The organism is Zunongwangia pacifica (assembly GCF_023499215.1).
Lineage (GTDB): Bacteria > Bacteroidota > Bacteroidia > Flavobacteriales > Flavobacteriaceae > Zunongwangia > Zunongwangia pacifica.
On sequence record NZ_JAKHSK010000046.1, the window covers coordinates 1 to 18,072 of the forward strand.

General features: G+C 33.3%; 17 protein-coding genes and 1 pseudogene. 2 read left to right on the forward strand and 16 right to left on the reverse strand.

Annotated features, from left to right (window positions below):
- Window positions 1-112: pseudogene (locus L1967_RS20025) on the forward strand (IS5 family transposase); the annotation flags it as partial.
- Here L1967_RS20025 and L1967_RS20030 read toward each other — a convergent pair.
- The 16 genes from L1967_RS20030 to L1967_RS20105 form a co-directional block, all read right to left on the reverse strand.
- Window positions 109-522 (reverse strand): hypothetical protein, encoded by a 414-nt coding sequence (locus tag L1967_RS20030; RefSeq protein WP_249603283.1) that lies wholly within the window; start codon window positions 520-522, stop codon window positions 109-111. The pseudogene L1967_RS20025 and the gene L1967_RS20030 sit on opposite strands and share 4 nt — an antisense overlap.
- Before the next feature lie 67 nt (window positions 523-589).
- A complete protein-coding gene (locus L1967_RS20035) occupies window positions 590-1,561 on the reverse strand; it encodes an interleukin-like EMT inducer domain-containing protein (protein ID WP_249603284.1) in 972 nt (323 codons plus the stop codon).
- A gap of 21 nt (window positions 1,562-1,582) precedes the next feature.
- Window positions 1,583-1,843 (reverse strand): hypothetical protein, encoded by a 261-nt coding sequence (locus tag L1967_RS20040; RefSeq protein WP_249603285.1) that lies wholly within the window; start codon window positions 1,841-1,843, stop codon window positions 1,583-1,585.
- Between the two features lie 544 nt (window positions 1,844-2,387).
- A complete protein-coding gene (locus tag L1967_RS20045) occupies window positions 2,388-3,152 on the reverse strand; it encodes a hypothetical protein (RefSeq protein WP_249603286.1) in 765 nt (254 codons plus the stop codon).
- A 33-nt stretch (window positions 3,153-3,185) separates the two neighbouring features.
- Entirely contained in the window at window positions 3,186-4,319 is a 1,134-nt protein-coding gene (locus tag L1967_RS20050) for a type II secretion system F family protein (RefSeq protein ID WP_249603287.1), read from the reverse strand.
- Window positions 4,294-4,773 carry a PulJ/GspJ family protein gene (locus L1967_RS20055; protein WP_249603288.1) on the reverse strand — a complete coding sequence of 160 codons (480 nt, stop codon included), beginning with the start codon at window positions 4,771-4,773 and terminating at the stop codon, window positions 4,294-4,296. The genes L1967_RS20050 and L1967_RS20055 overlap by 26 nt, the downstream gene beginning before the upstream one ends.
- Window positions 4,763-5,101 (reverse strand): hypothetical protein, encoded by a 339-nt coding sequence (locus tag L1967_RS20060; RefSeq protein WP_249603289.1) that lies wholly within the window; start codon window positions 5,099-5,101, stop codon window positions 4,763-4,765. Before L1967_RS20060 ends, L1967_RS20055 begins: the two co-directional genes overlap by 11 nt.
- Window positions 5,089-6,315: a hypothetical protein gene (locus L1967_RS20065; protein WP_249603290.1), complete on the reverse strand. Its 1,227-nt coding sequence runs from the start codon at window positions 6,313-6,315 to the stop codon at window positions 5,089-5,091. The genes L1967_RS20060 and L1967_RS20065 overlap by 13 nt, the downstream gene beginning before the upstream one ends.
- 2 nt (window positions 6,316-6,317) lie before the next feature.
- Entirely contained in the window at window positions 6,318-6,785 is a 468-nt protein-coding gene (locus L1967_RS20070; protein ID WP_249603291.1) for a hypothetical protein, read from the reverse strand.
- Window positions 6,786-6,788: 3 nt separating this feature from the next.
- Window positions 6,789-7,742: a hypothetical protein gene (locus L1967_RS20075; RefSeq protein ID WP_249603292.1), complete on the reverse strand. Its 954-nt coding sequence runs from the start codon at window positions 7,740-7,742 to the stop codon at window positions 6,789-6,791.
- Entirely contained in the window at window positions 7,736-8,431 is a 696-nt protein-coding gene (locus L1967_RS20080; protein ID WP_249603293.1) for a hypothetical protein, read from the reverse strand. Before L1967_RS20080 ends, L1967_RS20075 begins: the two co-directional genes overlap by 7 nt.
- 176 nt (window positions 8,432-8,607) lie before the next feature.
- The gene (locus L1967_RS20085; RefSeq protein ID WP_249603294.1) at window positions 8,608-9,291 is read right to left on the reverse strand and encodes a hypothetical protein; all 684 of its coding nucleotides are present in this window, start codon (window positions 9,289-9,291) and stop codon (window positions 8,608-8,610) included.
- Window positions 9,239-10,822, reverse strand: a complete 1,584-nt coding sequence (locus L1967_RS20090) for an RHS repeat domain-containing protein (RefSeq protein WP_249603295.1) — start codon at window positions 10,820-10,822, stop codon at window positions 9,239-9,241. The genes L1967_RS20085 and L1967_RS20090 overlap by 53 nt, the downstream gene beginning before the upstream one ends.
- The gene (locus L1967_RS20095) at window positions 10,773-13,634 is read right to left on the reverse strand and encodes a DUF6443 domain-containing protein (protein ID WP_249603308.1); all 2,862 of its coding nucleotides are present in this window, start codon (window positions 13,632-13,634) and stop codon (window positions 10,773-10,775) included. The genes L1967_RS20090 and L1967_RS20095 overlap by 50 nt, the downstream gene beginning before the upstream one ends.
- A 395-nt stretch (window positions 13,635-14,029) precedes the next feature.
- Window positions 14,030-16,132 carry a hypothetical protein gene (locus tag L1967_RS20100; protein WP_249603296.1) on the reverse strand — a complete coding sequence of 701 codons (2,103 nt, stop codon included), beginning with the start codon at window positions 16,130-16,132 and terminating at the stop codon, window positions 14,030-14,032.
- Complete coding sequence (locus tag L1967_RS20105) at window positions 16,119-17,285, reverse strand: hypothetical protein (RefSeq protein ID WP_249603297.1); 1,167 nt, start codon at window positions 17,283-17,285, stop codon at window positions 16,119-16,121. Before L1967_RS20105 ends, L1967_RS20100 begins: the two co-directional genes overlap by 14 nt.
- A 384-nt stretch (window positions 17,286-17,669) precedes the next feature.
- On the opposite strand from L1967_RS20105, the gene L1967_RS20110 reads away from it, so the two are divergent.
- Entirely contained in the window at window positions 17,670-18,071 is a 402-nt protein-coding gene (locus L1967_RS20110; RefSeq protein ID WP_228251717.1) for a prepilin-type N-terminal cleavage/methylation domain-containing protein, read from the forward strand.
- The last annotated feature ends 1 nt before the right edge of the window (window position 18,072 follow it).

The following is an 18,072-nucleotide window of genomic DNA, read 5'->3' on the forward strand; positions in this document are numbered from 1 at the left end:
GTTACTAAACAGGTTTGATACTACCGTGGCAAGCTGGACAGGGTTTAACTATCTTGCTTTTATTGTATTAGCCTTGAAAAAGTTCAAACCCTTCAAAAAGGAAAAAGTTTAAACGAGTTCATCTTCAAAAACATAATCTGGCCAGGAATTTAGATCGACACGAACCCCTTTAGCATGAATAATACCGTTTACATCAAATTTATAGTTTGGGTTTGGTGTACCCACACCTATTTTCCCGACTGTATTTCTAGGGTTTAATATTATATTACCATTACTAGGAGCTAAAACAATATCCCTACTTTCATAAGAAAATATTGTAAAATCATTTCCATTTCCAAAACTGGTACTTTTGTTATTCCACATAAATCCGGCCCAGTAATCGTCAGGGTTTCCAAATCTAATCCACTTAAAAGGATCTCCATCATCACCTAACGGATTCAGATAATACCCTTCTAAAACATTTTGGCCATATATCGAATGACATAAAATCATAATAAATATTAATAATATGCTTTTTTTCATTATAGGATTATTTTAAAGTTTTCAATACCACTGTTTATTCTATAGCGAGAATTTTCAGGTAAAGTTTTTATTTTTGGCATTTTGCCAACTCCGCTTCTAATTTTTTAATACGCTTATTCTGATCGATGGAATACAGCATTAATTCTTCTATCTTCTGTAGTAACAAACGATCCATCTCCCCTAACTTTACACCATTTTCAACAACCTCTTTTTCATTAGGAATATTTTCAAGATGGCCATTTTCTATAATAAACTTTTCGACTTCATCAAGATCCGGTAATTGGTAATGTTGCTCGAACACAAAATCACTCCATCCCATAAGATCCACTTTAACCTCTTTGGCATGGATATTTCCGTTTACAGCAAGCTTAGAATCTGGAGTGGTTAGTCCTATACCTACATTTCCTAAATGATTTAGGCTTAGCCCAATTTCATTTTTATTTCCATCAGCAACAATTAACCCATTACTAATATCGTTCCCTATAAAAGAATCTTCTATAAGCATTGTTGATATCACTGCATAATTTGCATCCGTATTGGCAGGTTGGAGTACTTCAATAACCATTGAATTGTTAAATTCGGTATTTGCCCCTCTAAAAATTGCGGCATAGGGCTGCCGACGCCCACCTTTATTTAATGAAAGCTTTATTAGCCCTAATCTTAACGCTGCTTCTCTAAGATTTTCTGTAACATTAGATTCCCAGGCATCACGAGACGTTAAAATACCTATCTTTCCCTTTCCCAGATTATTAAGTGCCTGTGCTAAAGCGTTAGACTCGCTGCTACTTCCATAAGTATCGTAATTAATTGATGATAAATGCTCGTGTGTTTCTGCGTCTAAGATGGTAAGTGCTAAACCTCTACCTGAAGTTTTATTATAAGAAGAAGTATAATTGTTCAAAATTACATTCTCCCCTATTTTAACAATCCTGGTTTTCAGATTATCAAAATTTCCTGTACCTCGAATATACACCGTTTCCTGAGCAAAAACTCCTGTTGTAAATAAAAAAAAGAATATTTTTAAAGGCAAAAACTTCATGATATAGTCTAATTTTAATACTTAATTTTCAGTTTTTTTTAGTTTATCTTTTAAGGAAGTTATTTCCTGATCTTGTTTAATGACGTATAAGCTCAACTCCTCTACTTTCTGTAGTAACAAACGATCCATCTCCCCTAATTTTAGGCCATTTTCGACGACTTCTTTTTCATTTGGAATCTTTTCAAGATGATCATTTTCTATAATAAACTTTTCGACCTCATTAAGATCCGGTAATTGGTAATTTTGCTCAAACACAAAATCACTCCATCCCGTATAATCCACTTTAACCTCTTTGGCATGGATAAAACCATTTACATCCAGAGGATGGTTTGGATCTTCAATGCCAATTCCTAACTTACCTTTGTTAAAGCTAAACTGAGGTATCCATATCTGATGATTATATCTTTAAGTACCCTATTTGAAATTCTGCATTTGGCTCATTCCCATGTTGGAGTCTAAGTGTGAGGAATCAACTTTTTTCATCAGCCCTATAGAAAGCGGTACGGTCATTATTTTGACTACGCTCGCTATCCCTTATCTCCAGATCTAATAGTCTAACCGCTGCTGTTAAATTAAAGAGATCACTTGTAGTCATCTGGTTTCCAGAACATAACCATCTCGAAAAACATGTTAATGAAAAATTAATAAAAATAGCTAATAGAAAAGCAAGCAACATTTAGAAATTATATATTGATTCGTAATAATCAAATATAATGTGATATTAAATAAACACAGGTACACAAAACCTTACTATTGGTAAGGTTTTTAACAATTATTTAAAAAAATTGACTCGAATACCTAAAGATATCGCAACCGCTAAACTCGATTATTCATAAGATTTAGTTTTGCCGCTGGTAAGCCGATCAATTTGCTTTTGCTGTTCTATAGTATATAACGTAAGTTCTTCAACTTTCTGAAGCAATAATCTAACCATTTCTCCCAATTCTACTCCCTCTTCTATCGCTTCTTTTTCGGTGGGTATATCTATCAGATGGCCGTGTTCGTTAATAAATTGCTCTACATCTTTCAGTTCAGGAAGCTTATAGGGTTTTCGGAAAACATGATCTGCCCACTGTTTGGTATCAACTTTCACTTCATTCGCATGAACTTCACCATTAACACTTAATCTAGCATCGGGCTTAATCGTACCAATCCCTACATATCCTGTAGAAATATTGGCAAATAAAAATGCGGTTTCAAAAAATTCCTGATTTGTGTATTCTAGTTTTGTACCAGACCTTTGTCTTATAAAATACGTTCCACCATCATCCCATAAAATTCCGCCAAATCCGTTATAAGCATAATTATCCCTCCGCCATACCAGATTTTCTTCATCCCAAGTCAAATTTCTTAAGGATGTAAGCCATGTATCTCTTAGCCAGCTATTCCCACTGGTTCCTGGAACCGTATTGAAATATGAGTTTCCGATTTTAGCTCCTCCCGCTACATGTAGTCTGTATTTAGGTCTGCCTCCGCCAATTGAAATACTATCTGAAGTAGCAGAAAAAGTCCCATAATCGGTAAACTGAGCATTAGCAATATTAAAGCTAAAACCTAAAAATACAAGCAAAAAAATAGTTTTGTAGTTCATTGATGTAAAAATTTTAAAGTATGTAAAATCTCTTTATCCAATAACCGAACTTAATTTAAACATAGGCAGATACATCGCTATTAATACCACTCCCACAATAGCACCAATAAGAATTGTTAACAATGGATTTAATAGATTTGTAAACTGCTTGGATTTATAATCTAATTCTTTTGAATATTGGTCATATAATTTTTCGAAGATAAACTCGGTTTGATTCGTTTCCTCTGCAACTTTAAGCAGCGTTATTATTCTGGTATCGAATATTGAATGTTCTCTAAAACTCTCACTTAACTTTGCTCCCCTTACTACATTTTTATTAATATTATTAATAGCTTCCTTAAGTGGATAGAATGAAATAAGCGAACTACTCATCTCAAGGCTCTCTGTAATCGAAATTTTAGAATTTGCCAGGAGTTTCATTACCTGTATAAATCTTAATATATATATCGCCTTTATGAAATCACCAATTAGTGGTATTTTAAGGGCAACTATAGCTACAAAGCGTTTATACCAATTGTACTTACGGATTAAAAAATGCCCCCCAATAAATAAAAAAAGTACTATTAAAATTCCATAGAAATTATGCTGTAAGAATTCAGAAAAGCTTAAAATCATTTTAGTAATCCCAGGCAATTCAACGTTATTTTGTTCAAAAATATCCTTGAATAGCGGCACAACATAGTTCATCATAAAAAATACTACTAAGAAAGCCGTGAGAATGACTATAACTGGATAGGTAAGAGCTGAAGTTATTTGCCGCCGCTGGTCATTTTTCTTTTTACAAAATTCACCAAGATCCTGAGTGACCAGCCCAAGATTACCCGTGGCTTCTCCTACCCGAAGGGTCTCTATTTCATATTTAGAAAATTTCTTGCTGGACTTTAGAGTTTCATAAAATGGAATCCCGTTAATAACATCTTCATAAACAGATTTAAAAAAGATGCTTTCTTTTTTTTTCTTATTTTCTTCTGATAATAGTTCCAGGGATTGACGAAGATCGATTCCCGAAATTAACAACACACTTAACTCGGTAAAAAACTGTTCCTTTTTTTTAGTATTCCACTTCCCCCCGTTAAAAGATATTTCTCGCTGAAGCAAATCAGAGAAACCATTACCTGATTTCCTCTCATTTTTAAGTGTATTATTTATTTCTACTTTCAAGCCCATCTAAATATGCTTTAGAATCATTTATACGGTAGCAAAAAATCTTTTTTGCGCTCTCTTTCTGGATTGTACCTATAGCATCAAAATCTCCATTAGCAATTGAATCCCCATGATACATGAAGTATATTTTTTGAAATTTGAAGTCTACGGTATCATCTTCCATAATCAAAAAATCATTGTTCAACCTATATATAATCGAATCGATATTATTTCTAAATACAATTTGCTCTTTATTACGATCATAATAGGACTCTCCGTATTTAAAAAAATTTGCTTCCAACCTGCTTTGCAGTAAAATTCGGTTATTTTCTACTGAAAATTGTTTTGAAATATTTCCCAGGTTACGTTGAACAATATCCAGAACGGTAAATGACAATGCCACAATCAAAGAAGCTATGATCAGTACAATAACCATCTCTACAAGGGTAAAAGCATTTACTGTTTTTTTAGTATTCATTGTAAATTATTTGTTTCGTCTTAAGTAGTTTACCATTTCTTTTTAGAAAAAGAAATGGCACTCCATTAGTACGTTCAATGCTGATAACGTTTTCTTCATAATTTTCAGAAAAACCATAACTGATTTTATCATGTATAAACAAATAAGACAATTCTGAAAATCTTCGTTGAATTTCGTGTTCATCTCCCTGTATATAGTTTCCGAATACATTATTGATACTTAAACTTGCTATCATAAAAACAATAACAATGAGTACAGAAGCAACCAGATTTTCTACCAAACTAGATGCTGTAAACCTTCTAAATACTTTCTTTTTTAATAAAGCCATGATGCCACTATATAATCTGTTGTTCTTTGCAAAGGCAATGATCCGATATAATGCGTTTTAAGTTCATTTAGAGATATACGTGAATCATATAAATAATTGATATACTTACCACCTCGATCACTTGCATACATAAAATAGGATGTATAAATACTCCCTATCACTTCACCTTTTAATTCTAAATAGCCCTGGCTATAAACATCTCCTACAAGCCTGCTGTTCGTACCTAAACTGATATCGACATTTCTATTATCATATAAATTGCTGTTGTTATTTAAAAAAACAACAAAGCCACTTAATAATGTATTTTCACCAATTATAATATCCGTATAAATACCATCATTTATGGCAGTCTTCTCTTCATCTTCTATTACTACTAGTGAAGAGGGATAGTTAAGTAAAACGTTATTTTCAATTTCAATATGGTTTGCTATACAATGAATAGTACCTTTAAAACCTTTTTCTATAGTAATGTGAGGAGCAACTAATACAATGTCTTGTAATTTTGAATTTGCACTTACCTTTATTCCAACATCATCCCTAACAATTATATTCCCTATAAGCTCAGCTTGCAAAAAAATCCCTCCATGTGACTGTATTAGGTTTACTGGTTCCAAAAAGCTGTTATTCAACTGATTTCGAACAAGGTTTAATTTTTTGCTTTCCACATTGTTTCCCTGCAATAAGCCTTCTACATATCTTCTCCATTCAAAGTTTATTGGAGGCATTTCAGCACTCGGGTTTATCCTTTTTATTGTTGTCGTTCCGCTAAAATATCGTCCGTTAACTGCTCCGGGTTTCCAATAACCATCAGGAAGCTCAAGTCTTCCCTCTAACGATGATTTCCCTGCCAGAACTAAAGGCGAATGATGATCTTCTAAATAAAGACTTGGGTAAACTGAATCTTTTTTTCCACAAAGCAGTGCTGCTTTTACTAATTGATGATCTTCATCTTCTATTTGTACTTTTCTAAAAGCCCCCCAATAATCGGAAGTATTTTTTAAGCCATCTTTTGACTCAGGATATGTAAAAAATGCTTGGTGTAGAGCAGATATGTTTTTGGAAGTATTGAAACTTTTTAATTGAAATAGTCTTTGATGATGTGCCAGTAAAAGAAATGAACCTAATAAAATAGCTACGAGAACGCCTATAATTAATACTACATAAAGTGCGTTTGCATTAAGCCTGATAGTTAAATAAGCTTTTTTAAACGACATTTTTAAGATTTTGAATATACTTTTCTTCCCCCCTTATAAACTAACACCACTTGATTCTTATCAATTTTAATCAAAGTAATATCCTGATTGCTATCTCCTTTTTCAAAAAAGAAATTATTCCCTTCTATTTCAATTAATCCAACAGATTTTTTATCAGATTCATTGCTAACCAAACCCAAGTATCGAATCTCTGGCCAGTTTATTTTTTTTTGAAATCTCTTTTTTATTCTACTCATTACCGGCTTTGTATATACGATATTCAGGAAAGGATCTCTTGCGACTTCTTTAAGTACAAAGATCTCTTTTGGCTCTGATCCCAGTGTATCAGGAAGAGCCAATAACGATTGGTTTTTAGGAACAATAATCTCATTATCACCTCCAGTGAGTCCGCTAACTATTTTATAAATAAGATACCCCCATATAATGAGTACCAATGGTATTAATATATATGTTAGCTTTTTATTTTTCATATATTAATTCATCCTAAACATCCTAACCTGGGAGCTATCAGAAGCATTTCCTGCTCTATCAAATCTCCTCACAAACCAATAATAGCTACTATCAGTTTTTAATTCATAATTTATTTCATTAGACTGAGTAACCTCTTCTTTTACAAAAAGTCGTTCAAACCCTTCATCATAAAACAAATAGATACTATCATATTCGGGTGCAGTGTCTTCTGATTCTTCAAAATCTGGCTTCCATGAAAACTTCACCTCTCCTTGATTACTGATACTTTGGTTATCTTCAGGTAAAACCAAAACAGGAGTAGCAGGAGCTGTGTTATCCAAAATATAATTTCTTCTGGAATAAATGGTATGCTGAGCGTCATTTTCAGCCCTAATCTTAATCACAGACAAGCCCTCATTAAAATTTAGTGAATACGAAGTTTCCTGTGTGGTATACTCATTCTCTAAACTACCACCTCTTTCAATTTGAATACGGTAAAGGTTAGCCTCTTCTACACTCTTCCATAAAAGACTTATGGATTTACCGTTATTTGACACTACATCATCATCAGGGCTTAAAATCTTAACCTTCCGGTTGGAAAATTCTGTGATATCAATTAAGGTAAATTGGTACGCTTGAGCCAACGATATATATTGTGAATTAAGACCTCGAACCCTCCATTCATAATCTCCTAAAGGTAATTCAATATCAACCGAATGTTCTTCAACTTCTTCGCTATATATATAATTTCCAGATTCAAAATCACCTCGTGCTATTTCCAGTCGATAACTAGTCGCTCCTTCTAATGGCTCCCAATATAAAGATACATCTGTCCCTTCAATCTCTGCTTTATTGGAAGGTGAAAGAATGCTTACATGATCTTCAGAAATATCTGTTTCAAAAAACACTTCTTCACAAGAAATAAAAAATAGAAAAAATACTATTAAAACGGAATAATTGTATATACACCTTACCATGCGCCGTCAATTTTATCAATAACTTCCAGATCCTGGCTATCCTTTTCAGTTCCTTTTGGACATCGATTAGAGATATCTATTAGTTCAGGTTGATTTCTGTAATTTAATTGCCAACAAAAACCTTTCGTAGCTTTTTCAATGATTATCCCATCCTGAAAATAGATTCTATTTTTCACCCCATCTCTTTGGATAGCTTCGATACTATAAATCCCCTTGCTTGGATTTGTTAAATAAAGAACTGAAGCATCTTTAATTTGGCTCGCCTCTTTTTCTTTAAAAAAAATATTAAGTGAATATACAAGGCGAAGACTTGGATCATTTTTCAAAAGTGACAATTCCTTCCTATTATTAGGTTGTTTCAGATTTGAGATTACCGATGGATAGTCAGCTATTTCAACCACCAATGCTTTAGGGAAAATATCCAAAGAATCAATTATTTCAAGCTTTTCGTTTTGATTTAAGCTCCTATTAACCCTATTTATTTCTCTTTGGCCAAGTTTATTTTCCCGCCAGGAAAGTTTAATTTTCTCATCATAAATAGGATAACTTTTATTATCATCCCCCTCAATTATAGATCCGATTGCATAATAACCATTAGCGATTTTAATATCGTTTTTTACCACCCTACGATACATGTTGCAAGCAGTAAAAACAATCATAATTAATATAAGTAAGCCCTTTGTTTTCATAAACTAAATTAGGCAAACAAAGTAATGGAGAATTCTAAGAAAAGTGTACAAAAAAACCTTACTAATAGTAAGGTTTTTTTGTACACCATTAGAGAAAATAAGTTTTTATGAAAATGTCTAATTGAACACATGATCAAAAATCACTAATTTTTCATACAAAGCAAGAATTAAGGCATTTAATACATATTATTAAATTCACTTCCTAAAAAAATATCTTCGTTAATAAGAATATACTTATTTTTAATTTTGAAATATAGTTTTTCATCCGTTTGAATTACTTCCAAAGAGTCCTTTTTTTCATAGTATGGAAATTGACTATAATAAACCTTTGCAAGAGTACTAATTTCCCCATCTAAATGCAATTTTATTTCACCAGTTGCTAATGCATATTCCATTTTATTTTCCAATTCTTTTTTAATTTTAGAATCAACATCATAAAAGTTTACGGTTTTTTTCGATTCATAATTTTCTGAAAAAACAGAATCTAATAATCGAATCGAATTCTTTAAATTCACTACGAACCCACTATTATTTTTAGAAATTCCTAAATTTTGCATATATAAGGAATCATAAGAATTTCTATTATTTTCTTTAACTTTCTTTGATAACCAATTCCAATTTTCAGTCTTAATCTTCTTTTTAATAACATAAACACTATCTAGTTTATACTTGCAGTAAAAAATAGTGTTATCCTTATAGAATAATTGTATTTTTTTTATCGGAACAGGCACTGACTCAATGTTTACATTAAAAGTATAAAGTATTTTCTCTTCTTTTTCTTTTCCGCAAGCAAATAATAAGATAAGACTAATTACTATCAGGATTATTATAAACCGATTCCAAAGTATAATATTTTTCATCTGGACTATTACTTTTATAATAAGCGTTAAATCTACTAGAAATATTTCTATATTGTCTTTTTAAACGAGCTGTAGGTAAATTTTCATATTTCCCTTCGTACATACTAATATATTGAAACGCAATAAATTCTTGAAATCTATTTGTAGTTTGTGAAAACTGAGGATGCAACATATGCGCCATAGTAATTTTTCTATGATTCTGTGCCCCTCCCGAAATATCCATACCAAGATCAGTATGATTTAATTCATGGAATAAAACCATACTTCTTATATTTTCTACAGTTGGATCATAGTACAAATCAGCAGGCGAATTAAAATTTGAGTCACGATTACTTCTATGAATCAACATATTACCTGAATTTGCAAATTTTGCATTGTAAAGTTGAGAGCCATCAAAATCACGACCACAAATTATTATCCATTCAGAAGGATCTAAACCATCTTTTAAAACTCTATTTACTATATGCGTTTCAATTATATCTCTTACATTCGGATCCTGAAATTCTGCCTTATCAAGATTTACACCGCCAATATCTAATAATTCCTTATACGATAATCCCGATAACTCTTGGCTATTTTTAAATCCTTTATATATTACAGGCATTCCTGTGAATCCTTCTTTAGTTGTTCCTAAATAATCACCATAATAATTATAAACAGGACTTTTCCCATCTGGATCTATAAATAACAACGGAGAATTCAAAGTATAATTAAATGGAGACAAATTTCGATGCTTCTCAGCCAGTGGGTCAAAAACAGACCACCTACCTAAACTTGCATCATAATTTCTAGCTCCGAAATAATAAAGGTTAAGATCCAAGGCTTCTTCGAGTTCCTTCCCGTTGTACAGGTAGTTATCTGCAAGATCACTTCCCAGCATAATATCAGGTGTGGTATTATATCCTTCCTGTTTCATTCCAAAAGGATAAAAGTTATTTTCTTCCTTGAGCTCTTTATCTGGATTGATGTTTCCATCATTGTTAGCATCTGAATAACTCAGCCTTATATTTCCCAAATGATCCCGGTACTGGTAGACATATTTATAACTCCCATTCTCATTGCTTACATAGCCCTCTGGGGTGCTAAAGAAATCCAGTACCGAAGCCTGGTTCCCCTGCTTGCGGAACACAAAGCCCTCAACATATTCCGTAGTTGTCAATGAACCTGATTCGGTCACTTTCTTGGCTAATTTGGTGCCCGTGGCATCGTAAATGTACTCAATTTTATTGTTTGCACTCCCATTGATCCGGATTTCTTTGGGTAAATTCAAATGGTTATACGTGATACCACCACTCTGGATCCCCTTATTCTCATCTCGCGTCATATTCCCATTGGCATCATATGAGTAATCATTCCCATTATGGTTCCCTGTAAACCCATAGTTGGTATTTCCGGTATCGGTCACATTCAGTAACTTATTGCCCTGTGATTCGTAAGCATAACTCAGTACATCCATGTTCCCAAAGCTAGTAGCTCCACTGTTAATGGCTCCCTTTACGTACCAATCTTGTGATGTTCCTGTTCTTATCATACTGTACACCGCTTAGGTTGTATCGATCATTATACTGATTGTTTGAGCTTGTGATCCTTCCCGAGCGAATCCTATTGAGCCCATCATAGTCATAGGTATAGGTCTTGGTACTGCTATCGGTATTATCCGTGCGCCATTGCGTCTGGCTGATATTGCCATTGTAAAGCGGATCGCCATCGCTTGTAGGATCATCATAGGCAATCTTAAAGTTAAACAGCTTATCAAGGCTGCCTATATCATTGATCCCGGTCAGCCAGCCGCGTATGTTATAGGAGTAATCGATATGCTGGAGTGCTTTTTCCTGAGTATTGCCAACTTTTTTACTGATCAATTGTCCCAATGCATGATAACTATTCTCAACTATGAGTTCCCCTTTTCCTGTTGCAGAAATGGAACCGTGAAAATTACCTCCACTGCTCGCCAAGGCATGAAAGCCTGGTTTCAAAGTTATAGAGTTACTAGCAACGACACTTGTTGCTTGAGTAATTTCACTATTATACTCCAGATTAACTCCATCACTAACCCCATTGCAATCACCTCCTATACACTGATTATGGGTTAAAAGCCGGCCATAAAAATCATACGTATAATAATCCTCTAAAACGATAGTGCCAGAGCCGTTTTTTTCGCTAGTTGTTTTTGTTTTTAATATTTCCCCGGTAAAATGATCAAGAAGATGTTCAGTTGTTTGGACAGTCCCAAGATACGGGTTCTTTTCTTTAGCATAGATCAACCGTCCTTTGGTGTCATATCCATTAATCCTTTCAATCCAATGATCGGTACCTAAAACACGGATCAGACTTCCAGTTGCAAGTCCCTTGATACCATTCCCATTTTTAATTATTGTTTGTCCCTGACTACTTGATGGTAGACTCAAAGATGGACTATAATTGTAGTCATCATAGTAATTTACGGTGAATAACTTGGTTATCGATGTAGGGATACTCAAACTGGTATAATATACATCAATCCCATCATAGTTGTTTTTACCTGAACGCGAAACATACTCACTAGCATACACACCATCATCTACTTGTCCTTGAAGATAACTCCTATCATAACCCATATTTCGATATCCTGTATAAGCAACTCGCCCAAAGGCATCATATTTTGTAAATAACCATCTACTTAAAGAGTTTAAATTCTGATCTTGAGTGAGCACTGCCTGACCTAATTTATTATAAACAATGTATTCCCTCCCCTTACCAGGAAGCTGCTTTTCTACTAATCGTTTACGTCCGTCATAACGGTATTGATAACAAAGTCCATCAATAATATCCTGATTTTGAGAAGAATTCAAGCCCAATACTCCCTCTGCCTTGGGTGGTAAAACATACGTAAGATTACCAAAATCATCATATACATAATACGTATCATGAGCTAAGATCAATTCCTCTGAACTTAAATTTCCATCCATGTTCTTGTCTGAAGGACCATAGGTACGCTTAAGCACCACACGCCTTTGCTTATCTTTAAACTCTTCAGAAGTATGTAACTTACCACTGCTCCAATTCTCATCTTTAATCACAGTTTTATACAACTCACCAGGGCTATAATATCCAGAACTGGATAAGCTTGGTAAAAAGTTGCTACTTAAAGAGACTTTATATAAACGAACCTCTCCACTAGCGTTGCTTTGGTAATCTTTATTTATTGTATTGCCGCTGCTTACTTTCCAATTATCTCCAGGGGCTGCTTCAGCTATCACTCTATTTAGTGAAGAAGCTTCAAAAACCATCTCGCTATAGGCGTTTGCGGTACTATTAGTTGAAACGCTAAAATCGGCACTATAATTTAATTTATAATATGCTTTAGTCTCATCACTTACATTTCCTCTGTAGGATCCTGGAATACCATTCGTTTCTACATAAGGCAGATAAGTCTTATCCTGCCGCCCGTAATCATCATATCCGATATGGGTGATGATATCATGAATCCCATCAGCTTGTTTAATTTCAATTTTTTGTATCGGGCGGCCAAGACCATCAAAATAGGTTATCAACTCTGTTGCTTTATCAGGCGTGATCTCATTATTATTCAATGGACTGCTATAAGCTTTACGATAACTTCGTGTATACACGCTAGAAGCAGCACTTTCGCTACTTAACCCGTTAGGATCTTTAGAAAATCCAATATTGTCTATAGCAATATCACTCCTATATGTGGAGCCTATAAGACCATTGAAACGAATATAGGAGTTAGTCCCTCCATAAGCTGATAAATCAATTATGGCTTTATGCCAATTATTACCTTGATCACCTGATATTGACCATAACGGAAACCATTTCACCCCGTTTGTACTAATCTCCACTTTTAGATTTCCCATACTATCCCCATACATATGATAATTAAAATGAAGATCATGATTTTGAGGAATATTAAAAAATGGACTTATCAGTAACCCACGATTATCTATATTGGAAGTAGCCTCTAAATATATATAATAGGAACCTTGAGCAGCATTTGTTGGACCTGTATCATACGATGGTGTACTCCCAGATCGACGTGTCCAATTCATGTTGTCACCACTTATTTGTTGCCAGCCGCCCAGACCACTCTCAAAATCTTCGCTTGAAATAGCTTCAACGGAAACCGGACAGCCATTTGATAATCCATACATGCTTGGACAGTTATCATTACTATTTGATACATAGCCAGAAGGACGGCTACAGACACGCCTCCGTCCATTAGGATCTCCAAAACCATCATTGTCCTGATCCTGATAATAATAAGTCCCCACTCCTATATTAGGATCAGTATCATCACAATCATTCGGGTTGGCTACATATCCTGCTGGTTTAGTAGACCTCATCACCTGCACATTAGGATCTCCATAACCATCACCGTCACGATCTCGATTCCACGGATATGTATTTCCTTCTCCGCCCCCATCCCCAGGTGCTGGTTCAATAGGTTCAACTCTCATTAATTTTACATTCCCTGCCGATAAACTAGATGAACCATCTGTACTGTCCTTTTCTATTTGCTGTCCAAAACTTAAGCTTGTTAACAGAAAGAAGCTTAGGGAGAATTTCCATAATAATTTATTCTTACTCATGATACAATAAGATTAATGCTACCCAGAATAATAAATTTATCCTAAAAAATTATTTCTAACTGAGATATAGGATTTTAAATAATTTGGAGTCTAAACAGTTAATAAATTCAACAAATACTACTAATTTCAGTTTGATAGCTTCTTTATCATCAATTATTCAAAAAGTTATATTCAAACTCTTCTAATAATTCCCCTTCATTATTCCTTATAGCATTTAATCTATTAAATGAATCATATTCAAAGAAAGTACTACTTCCTCTAAAATCTTGAATCTCCGTCACACCAACCAAAGGTTTATACTTATAAGTCATAACTCTTCCGGTTGAAATGTTCCTTAAAGTTGATATTTGACTATCGGACAAACCACTATTACCTAAATCAAAATTATCACCAAATCCAGATAGATTTTCTATATCCTCATATCTAACATTCTCTACTTTAGCCACGATCTTAGATTTATTATATCCCCAGATATAACTGGTTACTTTACTATCTTGATAAGTTATTTGTAAAATATTGCCCACAGCATTATACCTATCTATTCTTACTTTTTCCTGTAAGTCATCATCAAAATTAATAATTGATGAACCTAAAGGGTATCCCATCGATTGATACTGATAATCATTTACTAACGGCTCCAGTTTGAAAGAATTAGTTTTTAAAAACTTATTACCCTCCCTTTTATAGTTGGTAATTTCAGCATCGACAGTTTTTGAACCTTTATAATTTATGATTTCAATTGGTGAACTTATAAAATAACTATCGACCATCTTTTTATAAATATTCTCTTTGTACCGGAAATACCAATCATTAAGCGGATAATTTTGATAAGATTCAATAAGAAGAAAGTTATGGGGATAATTGTATTTTATTTTATTCTGGAAACCATCTGAGTCAGAATGTATAGTCTCAATAAGAAGCCTAGAACCATTTTTAATTAATTTTTCATGGTCTGCTGTGGTCTCAATATCAAAGTCTTCTTTTATAAATTCCGATTCCGTAATAACATTATTGGAATTATTATGATAAGCTACAGTTTCTTTTTTTACCAAGTCATAATCCAAATAAAATAGTTTGTACGCATTACCGAATATCGTTCCAAAAGACGGACACAGCATATCTTTTCTATAATCAAAAGCTTTAACAAAATTATTGGACTGAACCACTTCTGCTACATCCCTATAATTATAATTGTTTTTTAAAACCATATTACCGCTTTCATTAAATACTTCTTCTCTGATTAATTTTCCTCTCAGTAAACTTCTGTCATTTCTTTGATGAAAAATAGAATGTGTGGCATGTAACGTACCTGAAGAACTATTATCTGGATAATCCAAATAACTTGTATACGTATATACCGTCTTTCCCAAACCTATTTGTTTTTTTATAACTTTAGGATAAGATATATGCCCTCCACTAAAATTAGAAAGCGGTATTAGATTGTTCGTACTAAAAACATAAAAAGTTGAATTAGGGCCTTGACCAATATTCCAATCAGGATGCGTATAATAAGGATTTATTAAAAGGATGCCGTCTTTATATTCGTAAGTTTCTACTTGTTCATTTTTTGAACCTCCGTTGCGTATAATCCTGCTTATTCTGGCACCTCCAATAGCTTTAGATTGATCAAAAGTTTGCAATGTTAAATTATCATCAACAAAATATCTAGCATAGTTAGATTCATATTCAAAATAAGTAAAACCTTTAGTAGGATAGTATATTTTTTTTAAAAGACCTTTACGATTATAAATATCTCTAGTATTCCGTGATGCCTCATGTTCATTAAAATAATCCCTAGAAACATTTGCACTTCCCCAATTTTCAGTTTGAGGTAATATATAGTCTTCTCCCGTGTAATATCCCCATTTATCAATCTTATGAGATAGGGGTCTTGGAATGGCGTTAAAATCATCATAATCAAAAGTGTACAGATTGTTCCTGACTTCATATCCATCAACTTCATCAATATTCAACAGATTTAACCTTTTCGCATTCTGATCACCATCATTATAATTAAATTCAATTTTTTTTATAAAATCATTATTGAAGTTTTTAACGGTAATAGAATTTAATTTTCTCCATTTCAATTGACCAATTATGGCTTCTTTTCTCTCTTCAGCGGTTGAGTTTTCATCGAGCATTGACTTATCAAAATGTCGAAATGGATACAATTTATTATATACATAGTAAGAATTTGGAGGATTAAGCTCCCAAACTTGAATTGGTCTAGGTGGATTATTAGGATAATTCAAACCCTCTACTGGTAGGTAAATTTGATAAAGAATTCCGACTTAAGTGCGGATCAGATGCTAAATAAGGAGTAATGGAATGGTTAACGCTATTGAATATGACCCGATTTCCTTCGAATGTTTCAATTTCTTTTAAGTAAATAGGAAATTGAAGTGTTCCGTTGTAAAAAGATTTAAGCGTACCATCTTTAACTACTAATTGCTGCTGATACTTATCATATTCATAACAACTTCCCTGATAATAATGATGATCAGGATAAAAGGTAGCATTTAATTCTCCTCTTTCGTAAGTAAATGAATAAATAACATTACCATTCAAGTCTATAACTTCAGAGAGATACCATGCATTAGGACGCACATAACTTCCCGTATTAATATAATGATAAGCAAAATCGGATATATAGAATGGTCTTGCATATTCAGTTTCCGATGGGGTTTTACCGAAAACATATTTAATACCCTTGTCATCAATTAATGTAATCTTCCCTATATCCTTTGGAAGAGCAGCATATCCATTAAAAGAAGTAGTTCTCAAATCTCCCTCTTCAATAATAACCTTAAGGTTCGTATCACTTTGTATCTTATAATTTCCATCATTACCCAGAAAAAATTTACCATGCATGCCCAGGAAGTTAAATGTAAAAATATCAGGCTCAAGATCCATTTCGTAATAATCATTACTAGAGGTATAGTTACGAGCCTCTGACGCTAAATTTTTTAAATTAGTTGTATTTGACCAATTATTTGTATTCAATTTATTATAGCAATAATAATATCCTTTTAATATTAATTTCCTTCCATCCATACTAAAATTACGGACCTGGTACCTATAATCATGCTCTCCTCTAACAGTTCTGGTAATAACTCCTCCTGCATTCAATGACCAGTTCTGCCCTACCCATCCAGGAACGGAGTTAACTTGAATCCCAGATGAATTATAGTTTAATGAGATTTCCAAATTATCACCTAAAGATTTTAAAGAATATAAAGGAACTTCTATATTTGTTGTACCGGTATATGGACTTACAGGCACATCTCCATATATGCCCAAAGAAGTTGCTGTAGGTGTTTTAATATCTTCTGGTGGATTAATTGCCTGAGCAAAAGAATCCGTTGCAATAATAAAGAGGCTAAAGAAAAGTATTTTTTTTATCATCTTTTGTTTAGATTGAAATTATCATATTACATCATAAACTGTGTCATCAAAGCGATTCATTTTAGATTGTTGAAATTATTAATGAGGCATACAACTTTCTCCAAACAAGGTATTTTAATCTAAAATAAGATTTGATTCAGAAAATTTAATACCCAAAAGTAGTATTTAAAAATTCTTTAACCATTAATAAAAACCGTACTAAAAGTAAGGTTTGAAGTTAAATATTATTTTCACCTCATTTAGCTAGATTGAAACTCTACTCTAACTCAAAAGTCGTTCTATATAACTACAGTAGGCAGAAACCGCATAACCTTACTATTAGTAAGGTTTTAAGTTTTTTTATACCATAGCTCTTTTTTACTATTGTAATAAGGAAAATGAATTATGAAAACGAGAAGATTAAAAGCTTTTAACTTGCAGGAAATGCTGATAGTTCTGGTAATTATCGGAATATTACTATTGATAGCGCTACCTAATTTTATGCCATTAATTAGCAAAACGAAGGCGCAGGAAGCAAAAATACAACTCAAATACATTTCCAATCTTCAGCAACAATATCAATTTTTACATTCCAAATACTCGGGGACTTTTGAAGATATCAGCTATGAAGCCCCACTAACGGTTAAGGACAACGGAAATGCAAATTACAAGTATGAAATCATTGAGGCAAGCTTAAACAATTACAAAGTGCGTGCAACTGCCGTTGTTGATTTTGATGGAGATGGAATTTTTGACGTATGGGAAATTGATAAGAATGGTAATCCTGAACAAATTGTTAAAGACTAAT

What these genes read in the sequence shown, in the direction of transcription:
- L1967_RS20060 (WP_249603289.1), bottom strand. Translation starts at nt 5,101, where the DNA reads ATGGCTTTATTAAAAAAGAAAGTATTTAGAAGGTTTACAGCATCTAGT.
- L1967_RS20065 (WP_249603290.1), bottom strand. Translation starts at nt 6,315, where the DNA reads ATGTCGTTTAAAAAAGCTTATTTAACTATCAGGCTTAATGCAAACGCA.
- L1967_RS20085 (WP_249603294.1), bottom strand. Translation starts at nt 9,291, where the DNA reads ATGAAAAATATTATACTTTGGAATCGGTTTATAATAATCCTGATAGTA.
- L1967_RS20080 (WP_249603293.1), bottom strand. Translation starts at nt 8,431, where the DNA reads ATGAAAACAAAGGGCTTACTTATATTAATTATGATTGTTTTTACTGCT.
- L1967_RS20030 (WP_249603283.1), bottom strand. Translation starts at nt 522, where the DNA reads ATGAAAAAAAGCATATTATTAATATTTATTATGATTTTATGTCATTCG.
- L1967_RS20105 (WP_249603297.1), bottom strand. Translation starts at nt 17,285, where the DNA reads ATGATAAAAAAAATACTTTTCTTTAGCCTCTTTATTATTGCAACGGAT.
- L1967_RS20055 (WP_249603288.1), bottom strand. Translation starts at nt 4,773, where the DNA reads ATGAATACTAAAAAAACAGTAAATGCTTTTACCCTTGTAGAGATGGTT.
- L1967_RS20035 (WP_249603284.1), bottom strand. Translation starts at nt 1,561, where the DNA reads ATGAAGTTTTTGCCTTTAAAAATATTCTTTTTTTTATTTACAACAGGA.
- L1967_RS20050 (WP_249603287.1), bottom strand. Translation starts at nt 4,319, where the DNA reads ATGGGCTTGAAAGTAGAAATAAATAATACACTTAAAAATGAGAGGAAA.
- L1967_RS20090 (WP_249603295.1), bottom strand. Translation starts at nt 10,822, where the DNA reads ATGATAAGAACAGGAACATCACAAGATTGGTACGTAAAGGGAGCCATT.
- L1967_RS20095 (WP_249603308.1), bottom strand. Translation starts at nt 13,634, where the DNA reads ATGAGGTCTACTAAACCAGCAGGATATGTAGCCAACCCGAATGATTGT.
- L1967_RS20070 (WP_249603291.1), bottom strand. Translation starts at nt 6,785, where the DNA reads ATGAAAAATAAAAAGCTAACATATATATTAATACCATTGGTACTCATT.
- L1967_RS20075 (WP_249603292.1), bottom strand. Translation starts at nt 7,742, where the DNA reads ATGGTAAGGTGTATATACAATTATTCCGTTTTAATAGTATTTTTTCTA.
- L1967_RS20045 (WP_249603286.1), bottom strand. Translation starts at nt 3,152, where the DNA reads ATGAACTACAAAACTATTTTTTTGCTTGTATTTTTAGGTTTTAGCTTT.
- L1967_RS20110 (WP_228251717.1), top strand. Translation starts at nt 17,670, where the DNA reads ATGAAAACGAGAAGATTAAAAGCTTTTAACTTGCAGGAAATGCTGATA.